The sequence below is a fragment of the Enterococcus malodoratus genome, from assembly GCF_027659535.1.
Taxonomy (GTDB): Bacteria; Bacillota; Bacilli; order Lactobacillales; family Enterococcaceae; genus Enterococcus_A; species Enterococcus_A malodoratus.
Genome location: NZ_JAQDPG010000002.1, coordinates 488,489 through 501,304, shown reverse-complemented (window position 1 = coordinate 501,304; position 12,816 = coordinate 488,489). Strand labels below are relative to the sequence as shown.

Annotated in this window: 8 protein-coding genes; 7 read left to right on the top strand and 1 reads right to left on the bottom strand. The window is 39.0% G+C overall.

The window, feature by feature from the left end:
* Positions 1-55: 55 nt before the first annotated feature.
* The 6 genes from uvrA to whiA all read left to right on the top strand — a co-directional run bounded on the left by uvrA (position 56) and on the right by whiA (position 8,190).
* Entirely contained in the window at positions 56-2,878 is a 2,823-nt protein-coding gene (uvrA, locus tag PGP85_RS05705) for an excinuclease ABC subunit UvrA (protein WP_010738994.1), read from the top strand.
* 101 nt (positions 2,879-2,979) lie between these two features.
* On the top strand, positions 2,980-4,236 hold the full coding sequence (locus tag PGP85_RS05700; RefSeq protein WP_010738995.1) for a carboxylate--amine ligase: 1,257 nt from the start codon (positions 2,980-2,982) through the stop codon (positions 4,234-4,236).
* Positions 4,237-4,238: 2 nt separating this feature from the next.
* A complete protein-coding gene (locus tag PGP85_RS05695; protein WP_010738996.1) occupies positions 4,239-4,952 on the top strand; it encodes an amino acid racemase in 714 nt (237 codons plus the stop codon).
* A 379-nt stretch (positions 4,953-5,331) separates the two neighbouring features.
* On the top strand, positions 5,332-6,219 hold the full coding sequence (gene rapZ, locus PGP85_RS05690) for an RNase adapter RapZ (protein WP_010738997.1): 888 nt from the start codon (positions 5,332-5,334) through the stop codon (positions 6,217-6,219).
* Positions 6,216-7,214 (top strand): gluconeogenesis factor YvcK family protein, encoded by a 999-nt coding sequence (locus tag PGP85_RS05685; protein WP_010738998.1) that lies wholly within the window; start codon positions 6,216-6,218, stop codon positions 7,212-7,214. Before rapZ ends, PGP85_RS05685 begins: the two co-directional genes overlap by 4 nt.
* Before the next feature lie 40 nt (positions 7,215-7,254).
* Complete coding sequence (gene whiA, locus PGP85_RS05680; protein WP_010738999.1) at positions 7,255-8,190, top strand: DNA-binding protein WhiA; 936 nt, start codon at positions 7,255-7,257, stop codon at positions 8,188-8,190.
* 20 nt (positions 8,191-8,210) lie between these two features.
* Here whiA and PGP85_RS05675 read toward each other — a convergent pair whose 3' ends face one another.
* A complete protein-coding gene (locus PGP85_RS05675; RefSeq protein ID WP_270326477.1) occupies positions 8,211-8,726 on the bottom strand; it encodes a thioredoxin domain-containing protein in 516 nt (171 codons plus the stop codon).
* 315 nt (positions 8,727-9,041) lie between these two features.
* Between PGP85_RS05675 and nifJ the strand changes: the two genes are divergently transcribed.
* Positions 9,042-12,713 (top strand): pyruvate:ferredoxin (flavodoxin) oxidoreductase, encoded by a 3,672-nt coding sequence (gene nifJ / locus PGP85_RS05670; protein ID WP_270326474.1) that lies wholly within the window; start codon positions 9,042-9,044, stop codon positions 12,711-12,713.
* Positions 12,714-12,816 lie beyond the last annotated feature (103 nt).

Sequence of the window (12,816 nt, the reverse complement as noted above, 5' to 3'; positions counted from 1 at the left end):
CAAAAGGTCATCCTCATTAGATGATGAATACAAAGAAATGAATTAGGAGATATAAATGGCAAATGATAAGATAGTAATTCATGGAGCGAGAGCTCACAATTTAAAGAATGTTGATGTCACGATTCCTCGTGACAAAATGGTGGTTGTTACTGGTTTGTCTGGTTCTGGAAAAAGTTCATTGGCTTTTGATACACTTTATGCCGAGGGACAACGACGCTATGTGGAGAGCCTATCCGCATACGCCCGTCAGTTTTTAGGCCAAATGGACAAGCCTGATGTAGATAGTATCGATGGGCTTAGTCCTGCAATTTCTATTGACCAAAAAACAACGAGCAAAAATCCGCGGTCAACAGTAGGTACAGTAACTGAAATCAATGATTATTTGCGGTTGTTATATGCTCGAGTAGGGCATCCAATTTGTCCTAATGACCACATTGAGATTAGTTCGCAGTCAGTCGAACAAATGGTAGACAAAGTTTTAGAATTACCTGAACGGACGAAAATTCAAATTTTAGCTCCGGTAGTTGCTAAGAAAAAGGGACAACACAAGAAAGTTTTCGAAATGATTCAACGTGAAGGGTATGTCCGTATGCGTGTTGATGGCGAGTTGTATGATGTGACAGAAGCCCCTGAATTATCGAAAAACAAGAAACATGATATTGAGATTATCATTGATAGAATTGTCGTTAAAGAAGGAATCCGTTCGCGTCTGTTTGATTCTTTTGAAGCAGCGTTGCGTTTGGCGGAAGGATATGCAATTGTAGATGTGATCGGTGAAAAAGAAATGCTGTTCAGCGAACATTATGCGTGTCCTTATTGTGGTTTTACAGTTGGTGAACTTGAACCTCGACTATTTTCATTTAATGCGCCATTTGGTGCGTGTCCAGATTGTGACGGACTAGGTGTGAAACTGGAAGTCGATATGGATTTAGTGATTCCTGACCAGAGTAAAACGCTAAGAGAAGGGGCATTGATTCCTTGGAATCCTATTAGTTCACAATACTATCCGCAGATGTTGGAACAGGCATGCTTGAGCTTCGGTATCGACATGGATACACCATTTGAAGAACTGCCTAAAGAACACCAAGACATTATTTTGAATGGTTCAAATGGCGAAAACTTCCACTTCCATTACGAAAATGACTTTGGCGGTGTTCGTGATGTTGAGGTACCTTTCGAAGGAATAATTAATAATATCAATCGTCGTTATGCTGAAACAAACAGTGATTTTACTCGTGATCAAATGCGTCTTTACATGACTGAATTGACCTGCCAAACCTGTCAGGGATACCGTTTGAATCCACAGGCTTTGTGTGTTCAGATTAACGGTGAGAATATCGGAAAAGTCAGCGAAGATTCTATCAATGGGGCCTTAGGCTTTTTCGAGAATGTTGTTTTAAGTGAACAAGAAAAAATTATTGCTAGACCTATTTTGAAGGAAATAGAAGACCGTTTAAGCTTTTTGCGCAATGTAGGGCTTGATTACTTAACTTTGAGCCGCGCTTCGGGTACTTTATCAGGCGGAGAAGCTCAGCGAATTCGTTTGGCGACTCAAATTGGATCAAATTTATCTGGAGTTCTTTATATCTTAGATGAACCCTCTATTGGACTGCACCAACGGGATAACGATCGCTTGATTGAATCTTTAAAAAAGATGCGTGATTTGGGCAATACTTTAATCGTAGTGGAACATGACGAAGATACTATGCGAGCAGCGGACTACTTGATTGATGTTGGTCCTGGTGCTGGTGATCAGGGCGGCGAAATTGTTGCTGCCGGAACACCGAAAGAAGTTGAGAAGAATCCAAATTCGTTAACAGGTCAGTATCTATCCGGTAAGCGTGAAATTGCCGTGCCGAAAGAACGACGTAAAGGTAATGGTAAAAAAATCAAGGTTACTGGAGCTGCCGAAAACAATCTGAAAAATATCGATGCTGAGTTTCCTCTAGGAAAATTTGTTGCGGTTACAGGCGTTTCTGGATCTGGAAAATCAACTTTAGTTAATCAGATTTTGAAAAAAGCCTTGGCACAAAAACTTAATCGAAATTCGAATAAACCCGGCAAATTCAAAAAAATTACTGGATACAATAACATTGAAAAGTTAGTTGATATTGATCAAAGTCCGATTGGTCGGACGCCACGAAGTAATCCAGCGACTTATACAAGTGTTTTTGATGATATTCGAGATTTATTCGCACAAACAAATGAAGCGAAAATCCGCGGGTATAAAAAGGGCCGCTTCAGTTTTAACGTCAAAGGTGGTCGATGCGAAGCGTGTCGTGGAGATGGAATTATCAAAATCGAAATGCACTTCCTACCAGATGTCTATGTGCCATGTGAAGTATGTCATGGAAAACGTTATAATTCGGAAACGTTGGAAGTCCATTACAAAGGCAAAAATATCGCGGATATTTTAGAAATGACAGTAGAAGATGCGGTCGAATTCTTCAAACATATTCCTAAAATCCATCGCAAGCTCCAAACAATCGTTGATGTGGGACTTGGTTATGTCACAATGGGACAGCCGGCAACAACATTATCTGGTGGTGAAGCGCAACGAATGAAGCTTGCTAGTGAGTTACACAAGAACTCCAATGGTAAAAACTTCTATATTTTGGATGAACCAACGACAGGATTGCATACGGATGATATTGCCCGTCTTTTAAAAGTTCTTGAACGATTCGTTGATGCGGGTAATACTGTTTTGGTAATTGAACACAATTTGGATGTTATCAAATCAGCCGACTACGTCATTGACCTTGGACCAGAAGGCGGCGACGGCGGTGGTACAATTTTAGCTACAGGGACGCCAGAAGAAATTGCTGAAGTCTCTGAGAGTTATACTGGACATTATTTGAAACGTGTTTTAAAAAAATAAATAACTGATAAAGCTTGATGCAAGTGAAGGATTCTCCTTTGCTTGCATTTTTCTTTATGGTATGATTATCAAGGATTTAGAATGAGAAGGTGTAAGAAAATATGACTAAAAAACAAAAATTTGTACCGATTCTTTTAGGGAGCGATATCAATGTCTACGGCATGGCTCGTTCTTTTCATGAAGCCTACGGAATTGTTTCTGAGGCTTACGCCGGTTTGCAACTGGCACCGACTAAATATAGTAAGATTGTAAATGTTCACGTGGTCCCAGGTTTCGATAAAGATCCTGTATTCATTGAACAGATGCGTAAATTAGGAAAAAATACTTACAATGATCCTGATACTAGATATTTGTTAATTGCTTGTGGTGATGGCTATGCAGAATTAGTTTCGCAGCACAAGGAAGAACTATCTGAATGGTTTATTTGTCCTTATATTGAGTATGATTTGTTACAACAATTAATAAGTAAAGTTAGTTTCTATGAAATTTGTGAGAAGTATGATTTGCCATATCCAAATACCTTCATTATTACAGAAGATATATTGGAAGCAGGTAAATTGAAACAAGATCTACCATTTGACTTCCCAGTGGCGTTGAAACCAGCCAATAGTGTTGAGTGGCTATCAATTGATTTCAAGGGGAGAAAGAAAGCTTTTATTCTAGACACGCGTGATGAGTTTGATATAATTATCGAACGTATTTATCAAGCAGGCTACACTAGTGAAATGATTGCTCAGGACTTTATCCCTGGTGACGACAGCAACATGCGCGTTTTGAATGCTTATGTTGATCAAAATCATCAGGTCCGTATGATGTGCTTGGGTCATCCGTTATTAGAAGATCCTTCTCCAGAGGCAATTGGTAATTATGTAGCAATTATGCCTGAATACAATGAAAAAATTTATCAAACAATCAAAGGGTTTCTAGAAAAAATCAACTATACTGGTTTTGCCAATTTCGATATGAAATATGATCCGCGAGATGGCGAGTATAAATTATTTGAAATCAATTTACGTCAAGGACGCAGCAGCTTCTTCGTAACATTGAATGGCTTTAATTTGGCACAGTATGCAACTGAGGATCGTGTTTTTGAGACGCCATTCATCGAAACAATCTACGGTAAAGCAGAGCCAGAAAAATCTATGTTATGGATGGGCGTTCCAAAAGGTGTTTTTGAAAAATTTGCTCGAAATAATGCAGATAAAGAAAAAGCCTTAGAAATGATTAAAAAAGATCAATGGGGTACAACTGTCTTCTATAAAAAAGACATGTCGTTGATGCGTTGGATCTTAATGAAATACATGTTTAGTAAATATAAAGGAAGATTCGATTTATACTTTAAAGAGAAAGAAGGATAGGCATGGAAAATTTCTTTAGTATCCTTGGTGGCATGGGGACGATGGCTACGGAAAGTTTTATTCGGATTTTAAACCAGCGTACACAGGCTCACAACGATCAAGAATATTTGAACTATGTGATGTTCAATCATGCAACTGTTCCAGATCGAACAGCCTATATTTTGGATCATGAAGCAGCAAATCCACTACCGTTTTTATTAGACGACATCGAAAAGCAAAATTTATTACAACCGGATTTTATTGTACTGACGTGTAATACAGCTCATTATTTTTTTGAACAATTACAAGGTGCAACCAAAATTCCACTACTGCATATGCCAAGAGAGGCCGTAAATGAGTTGGCTAAGCGCCATCAAACAGGTGAAAAAATTGCTGTGTTAGCAACTGCTGGAACCATGAGTGCAAAGGTTTACCAAAGTGAGTTGGAGTCAAAAGGATTTGAAGTTCTAGTTCCTGATCAAAAACTGCAAGATAAAATTAATCATCTGATTTATCATGATGTGAAAGAGAACGACTTTATTAATAGCGAGTTGTACTTGGAAATTCTTTCGGATGTTTTTGAAAAATATGCCTGTCAGAATGCTATATTAGGGTGTACAGAGCTATCTTTAGTTCAAGAACTGACAAAGGAAGTTCCTTATCCAGTAATCGATGCCCAATCAATTCTGGCCGACCGTACAATTGAATTGGCATTAAAAAACAGATCTTCCAAATAGGAGATCTGTTTTTTTGTATTATGAAAAGATAAAGATTTCCAAATATGTAGCAAAGACACGCCAGGAGTGTTATAATTTCTATGAGATAGCGAAGGAGGCTAACGTACAGTTTCTTTGGTGTCTTTTTATTTGGTTCAAAAATTCATTACGCTGTTTGAAGTAAGTCGGTTCTTATTTTGACGAATTCCATAGAACAACACGAGATTTGAGAATCAAAAATTTTTTATAAAAATTACCTTTTTAAGCTTAAGTAGCAATCAACTCTAATTTTAACTGTGTGTAAAAAGATAAAGTTATTTTTTGTATAATGGCATAGGGCTTGAAAATAGAGAACACTTTTAATAAGTATTTTCCTAATTATGAGAAAGGAGTGACACAAATGACCGAGAGTTTACATTTGGTTGTCATTACTGGTATGAGCGGTGCAGGAAAAACCGTTGCGATTCAAAGTTTTGAGGATATGGGCTATTTTTGTGTAGACAATATGCCTCCGGGTTTAATTCCGAAATTTTGGGAGTTGATTCGCGAATCCGGAAAGGTAACAAGAATAGCCTTAGTGGTTGATTTACGTTCGCGCTCATTTTTTGAGGACATTCAAAAAATGCTAATAGAAATTGAAAATACTGGTTTTATTGATACAAGTATTTTATTTTTAGATTGTTCTGATGGGGAACTTGTTTCACGCTACAAAGAAACGCGTCGTGCGCACCCGTTGGCGATGGATGGTATGATTACGGAGGGAATTCGTAAAGAGCGTGCGATCCTAGAAGATTTGAAGAATCGAGCAACATTAATGATCGATACGACAGATTTAACACCGCGACAATTACGGGAAAAAATTAATCAATCATTTAAACAAAAAGATGATGTAGGTTTCCATGTAGAGGTTGTTTCTTTTGGATTTAAATATGGTCTGCCGATTGATGCGGATATCGTGATGGATGTTCGATTCTTACCTAATCCGCATTACATTCCAGAATTGCGTCCGCAAACTGGGTTAGATAAGCCCGTATATGACTATGTAATGTCGTTTCCAGAAACAGAAAGCTTTTATACAAACTTTGTTCGACTAATGATGGATATTTTACCAGGGTATATCAAAGAGGGAAAAAGTTCATTAACAATCGCTATCGGTTGTACAGGCGGACAACATCGTTCGGTTGCGCTAACTGAGCGGGTGGGCAAAGCTCTTAAGGAAGCAGATTATAAAGTGAATATCACACATCGTGATAAAGATAAGCGGAAAGAGACGGTGAATCGCTCATGAAAATGAAAACGTACCGTATTCGCAAACCCAAAATTGTTGTTATTGGCGGCGGCACAGGATTACCAGTCATTCTTAAAAGTTTGCGTAATCAAAGTGCAGACATTACAGCCGTGGTTACTGTGGCTGATGATGGTGGCAGCAGTGGTGAGTTACGAGACTCTGTTGACATGGCACCGCCAGGCGATTTAAGAAATGTGCTGGCATCATTGTCGGATATGCCAAAACTTTATGAAGATTTATTTCAGTATCGATTTCATGAGGATGATAAATTCTTGGCAAATCATACAATTGGTAATCTTTTAATAGCAGCGTTATCAGAAATGCGTAATAGTACTTATGAAGCGATCCAACTGCTCTCCATGATGTTACATGTTGACGGGCACATTTATCCGTCTTCGGAAACACCTTTGGTTTTACATGCAGATTTTGATGACGGAACAAGTGCGATAGGAGAATCAAAGATTGCTCTTGATCGTAAGACGATTGAAAAGGTCTATGTTACAGAGAAAAATGGAGAGAAAGCTGTGCACGCGGCACGAAAAGTAGTCAGTGCTATCCACGAAGCGGACATGGTTGTACTGGGACCAGGTTCGTTATTTACGAGTATTCTACCTAATTTGGTAATTGAAGAATTGGGTGAAGCTGTCCGTACGACTGATGCAGAAGTTGTATATATTTGTAATATCATGACTCAAAAAGGTGAAACAGAACATTTTAGTGACGCTGATCACATCCGCGTTCTGCATAAACATCTTGACAGTAAATTTATTGATACGGTTTTAGTTAATACGGAAAAAGTACCAGAAGGTTACATGGATCCTGAAATTTACGATGAATATCTGGTACAAGTTACACACGATTTCAATGGCCTAAGAGAAGAAGGGTGTCGTGTTGTCTCAACAGATTTCTTGAAGCTGCGTGATGGCGGCGTATTCCACGATGGTGATAAAGTTGTAGATGAATTGTTCCGGATCGTTTTTGGAGCAAAGATCTAAAATACAAGTAAATTTTTACTATTGAAAAGGAGGGCTCGCCATGTCTTTTGCAGCAGAAGTAAAAAAAGAATTAACAGGTCTGGCAGTCCAAAAGAATCTCGCGCAAGCAGAGCTGGCCGCTTTGATCCGCATGAACGGTTCTCTCAGTTTGAGCAATCATCAATTTGTTTTAAACGTTCAGACTGAAAATGCAGCGATTGCTCGTCGAATTTTTACTTTGTTAAAAGAACATTATGGTGTACGCAGTGAACTGCTGGTACGTCGGAAAATGAAGTTGAAAAAAAACAATGTCTACATTGTTCGGCTAAAGCAGGAAACGCAAAAAGTATTGTTGGACTTGGATATCATGGACGGGATGATGTTTCAATCTCATATCACTAATGAAATTAAAAAGTCAGATGAAAAAACGCGCGCGTATCTAAGAGGAGCGTTCTTAGCTTCAGGGTCAGTTAATAACCCAGAAACAAGCCGCTATCATTTGGAGATATCTTCGATTTATGAGGAGCATAATCAGGACATTTGTGATTTGCTCAATCAGTTTGATCTGAATGCGAGAACTTTAGAGCGACGAAATGGCTATATTACGTATCTTAAAGGTGCGGAGAAAATTGCAGACTTTTTGACATTGATCGGAGCAACAAATTCGATGTTAAAATTTGAGGACGTACGTATCGTTCGGGATATGCGCAATTCGGTCAATCGATTAGTCAATTGTGAGACAGCAAATATGAATAAAACAATTGATGCGGCTTCTAAACAAATCGATAATATCCATTTTATTGAAACCACAGTTGGATTGCAGTCCCTACCGGAGAAACTCCAAGAGATTGCCGAACTAAGGATTCAAAATCCAGAAATTAGTCTAAAGGAACTCGGTGAAATGATCCCCTCAGGTGCGATTTCCAAATCTGGTATTAACCACCGAATCCGTAAAATTAATGATTTTGCTGAAAATCTACGAAAAAAAACCGTTTGAGTATCAAACGGTTTTTTTATTTATTCCGCTATATAACTTTTTAGAGTAGATTCACTAATGGATTCATCAAAAATATGATCATCTAAAATAACTGTTGGGACAAACTTAATATTGGCTTGTTCAGCTTCGTTACGAATCTCACTTTGTAAGCTTTGGTTTGCCTGTTGTGAGAAGTGTAACGTTTTTTCGGCGTATTCAGCGACGGCCTCTAATTCAAAATCTTGCCAAATTTCTTGTGTTTCGAAGGCTTGTTGGATTTGAATAAGCGCCTTTTCTGGATCAGCACTGATATACTCGTGCATCACATTTCCTCGTTGTAAACTTATTTTATCTTTATCTAATAATTTTACGATGCGCTGAATTTTCCCTTCGACAACTGCTTGGTTCAGTGTTTCATAAGATTCTTCAAACCATTGTTTACAGTAAGGGCATCGAAGATTGATAAATTCAATCAAACGTTTAGGTGCTGCGTCCGAACCGATTTTGATTCCATTGAAATCGTTGACTAGATTTCCTTTAATAACCGAAATATCCATGAAGAAACACATCCTTTCTCTTATTAGTGTACAAAATATTTTTAAGAAAACAAACTCTTTTCGTATAAATAAGTTAAAAAGACTGAAACACGTGTTTGAATTTGTGAAAGGTTAGTTTATAATAAGTCCGTTGTTACAAAGATTATAAAGATGTCAGCTGATTTTTCTAAATGGGCTTTTTAATTATAGATGAACGAGTATGAACGGTATAAAGCTTTTAGTTTAGAAAATTCTAGTAAAAAAAGAATTAGCTGATTTTTACGATTATAGTTGGTATATGACAAGAAAATACTAACATCATTAAGGAGGAGAAATATGCGTAAGAAAAAAACGATGGATGGAAATACAGCTGCTGCTTATATTTCATACGCATTCACAGAGTTAGCCGCTATTTATCCAATCACTCCTAGCTCAACAATGGCTGAACTTGTGGACCAATGGGCTTCACAAGGGAAGAAAAATATATTTGGTCAACCCGTCAATATTACTGAGATGCAATCAGAAGCGGGAGCTGCGGGCGTTGTTCACGGGGCACTGAAAACGGGGGCGTTAACAACCACCTATACGGCTTCACAGGGATTATTACTGATGATTCCCAATATGTATAAAATTGCTGGAGAATTGCTGCCTGGGGTTTTCCATGTTGCCAGTCGTGCAGTGACGACGAATGCACTAAATATTTTTGGTGACCATGGGGATGTAATGGCGGCGCGCCAAACGGGTTTTGCTATGCTGCAAGAAAGCAGTGTGCAAGAAGTAATGGATTTGTCGGCGGTAGCACATTTGGCCGCTATTGAGGGCAGTCTTCCATTCATGAACTTTTTTGACGGTTTCCGTACAAGTCATGAGATTCAAAAAGTAGAGGTAATCGATTATGAGGAATTAGCACCACTGATTGATCAAGAAAAACTTAAAGCTTTCCGAAAACGCAGTATGAATCCAAATCATCCGACAATTAGCGGAACTAATCAGAATCCTGATGTCCATTTTCAACAACGAGAAACAGTTAATCGTTATTATGATGAATTGCCAGCGATCGTGCAAAAATATATGTTTGAGATCAACAAACTTCGCGGAACGAATTATGACCTAGTAACTTATTATGGTGCAGCGGATGCAGAGGAAGTCATAGTGGCGATGGGATCTGTTGCGCAAACGATTGAACAAACCGTTGATTATCTGAATGCCAATGGCCGAAAGGTCGGATTTTTAAATATCCATTTGTATCGTCCGTTTCCAACGGAGAACTTTTTAGAAAAACTTCCTGATACAGTCAAATCAATCGCTGTATTAGATCGTTCAAAAGAACCTGGTGCAGACGGAGAGCCGCTTTTATTAGACGTTCAAGGTGTGATGTATGAAGCGGATGTTCGTCCCAAAATCATTGGTGGTCGTTTTGGTTTAGGATCAAAAGATGTGACTCCTGATCAAATTATTGCTGTTTATGATGAGTTATTGAAGGGCAAGAAGGAAGCTAAAAAGCGATTCACGATCGGTATTATTGACGATGTAACTAATATGTCTTTGGATACAAAAGAAATCGTCGACTTAACAAATCCTAATACTTTCCAAGCGAAATTCTGGGGTTTTGGTTCTGATGGAACCGTTGGGGCAAATAAATCGGCGATTAAAATTATTGGTGATCATACGGATAAATATGCTCAAGGTTACTTTAGTTATGACTCAAAGAAATCTGGTGGATTAACTGTGTCACATCTGCGTTTTGGGGATACTCCTATCCGTTCAACCTATCTGGTTGAGAGCGCTGATTTTATCGCCTGTCATACGCCTGCGTATATTCACACCTACGATTTATTAAAAGGCTTGAAGCCAGGTGGAATATTTTTAATGAACACTATGTGGAATGATACTCAGATGGATAAGTTGCTACCGGCGAAAATGAAACGCTATATTGCCGAAAACGATATTAAGTTTTATACGATCAATGCAGCAAAGTTGGCGATGGAAGTTGGTCTTGGTTCACGGATTAATACAGTGATGCAGACAGCTTTCTTCAGTTTGACTGGGATTATTCCCTTCGATGAAGTATTAGATATCTTAAAATCAGAGGCTGATAAAAGTTATCGTCGGAAATCTTTGGAGATCGTTGAAAAGAATATTGCGGCAATTGAACAAACTGTGGAATTATTACATCAAGTGCAAGTTCCTGAAAACTGGTTGACTGTTGAAATTCCCACAAAGATTCACAAGTCTCCTGTGTCCCAATATGTCGAACAAATTGTGGAGCCAATTAATTCGCAACGAGGCAATGATTTAACTGTCAACGATCTAGTGGCGAACGGTATGACTGATGGCACCATTCCGACAGGCACCACCCAATTCGAAAAGCGTGGGGTAGCGTTGGAAGTTCCTCACTGGATCAGTGATCGTTGCACTATGTGTAATGAGTGCTCCTTCGTCTGTCCACATGCAGCGATTCGGCCGTTCTTAGCTGATGAGGAAGAAATGGAAGAAGCACCAGAAGGATATATTGTACGGGAAATGCGTGGAGCGGATGGTTTGAAATACCGTATCCAAGTGTCAGTTGAAGATTGTACTGGTTGTGGTTTGTGTGTTGAAGCTTGTCCGGCCAAAGGCAAAGCTTTAGTTATGAAACCTTATGAAGAAGAGAAAGAAGAAGCTGTCAACTGGGCGTTTTCAATGACATTAAAACAAAAAACGAATCCAGCAAAAACAAATTCTGTATTAGGTTCGCAGTTCAATCAACCATTACTTGAGTTCTCTGGAGCATGTGCAGGTTGTGGTGAAACGCCTTATGTGAAACTAATGACACAAATGTTCGGAGATCGTATGATGATCGCTAATGCGACTGGTTGTTCGTCTATTTGGGGAGCAGCTGCACCGGTAAGTCCTTATACGACCAATGAAAAGGGTCAAGGACCAGCTTGGTCGAACTCGTTATTTGAAGACAATGCTGAGTACGGATACGGAATGTTTCTTGCTAACCAAACTCGTCGTCAAGAGTTGGCAGTGAAAATCGGTGAAATACTAAACTTTGTTTCTGATGACTTGCGCGAACTGATGGAGGACTGGATGGATCATATGTTTGAATCTGAAGGTACCCAGCAACGAGCAACCAAATTAAAAGCCGCACTTGAAGCTGAAGGTTTGTCAGATCCAAAATTAGCGGATATATATGATAACCATGATCTGTTTGTTAAAACCAGTCAATGGATGTTCGGCGGAGATGGCTGGGCATATGACATTGGTTTCGGTGGGATTGATCATATCTTAGCCAGCGGTGCAGATGTGAATATTTTAGTCATGGATAATGAGGTCTATTCAAATACGGGTGGTCAAACGTCTAAGGCGACACCAGCATCAGCAATTGCGAAATTTTCTGCAGGCGGTAAATATCAGTCGAAGAAGGATTTAGGATTGATGGCGATGACTTACGGGAATGTCTACGTGGCGCAAATCGCCTCTGGAGCTAATCAAATACAAACGATCAGAGCTTTGGAAGAGGCAGAAAAATTCCCTGGACCATCTTTAGTAATTGCTTATACACCTTGTATCAATCATGGTTTACGCGGTGGGATGAGTAAAACATTGCAAGAGGCTAAAGATGCTGTTAATTCAGGCTATTGGTCATTGTATCGCTACAACCCGGTTCAACGTGATAAAGGAAAGAATCCAATGTCATTGGATTATAAAAAACCAAACTTTGATGAAATGATTGGTTTTATGAAACAACAAACACGTTTTTCAGCATTGGAAAGAATTCAACCGGATGATGCGCAACGGTTATACCAAAAAACGGTGAATGATGCTAAGACACGTTTTTATAACTATGCTCGAATAGCGGGACAAGAAGAAAAAATTCGTAGTAAACTTGAAGGTACGTCGGTAGAAACGAATGAAACGCCTGCTGATGTTAAGCCGAAACGAGAACGTAAAGCTGATCCAGAAGCGGAGGCGCGACGCGCAGCCCGCAGAGCAGCACGTGCTGCGAAACGTGACAAATAGTTTTAAAGGGTCTTAGTTTACTAAGGCCCTTTTTCCTGTTTAAATTTTATGCTAGACCTGTACCACTGTGGTATAATTGGATAGAATTTTGGATAGAAAGAGA

Coding starts and splice junctions, on each gene's coding strand:
- uvrA (WP_010738994.1), top strand. CDS start 56: ATGGCAAATGATAAGATAGTAATTCATGGAGCGAGAGCTCACAATTTA.
- PGP85_RS05700 (WP_010738995.1), top strand. CDS start 2,980: ATGACTAAAAAACAAAAATTTGTACCGATTCTTTTAGGGAGCGATATC.
- PGP85_RS05695 (WP_010738996.1), top strand. CDS start 4,239: ATGGAAAATTTCTTTAGTATCCTTGGTGGCATGGGGACGATGGCTACG.
- rapZ (WP_010738997.1), top strand. CDS start 5,332: ATGACCGAGAGTTTACATTTGGTTGTCATTACTGGTATGAGCGGTGCA.
- PGP85_RS05685 (WP_010738998.1), top strand. CDS start 6,216: ATGAAAATGAAAACGTACCGTATTCGCAAACCCAAAATTGTTGTTATT.
- whiA (WP_010738999.1), top strand. CDS start 7,255: ATGTCTTTTGCAGCAGAAGTAAAAAAAGAATTAACAGGTCTGGCAGTC.
- PGP85_RS05675 (WP_270326477.1), bottom strand. CDS start 8,726: ATGGATATTTCGGTTATTAAAGGAAATCTAGTCAACGATTTCAATGGA.
- nifJ (WP_270326474.1), top strand. CDS start 9,042: ATGCGTAAGAAAAAAACGATGGATGGAAATACAGCTGCTGCTTATATT.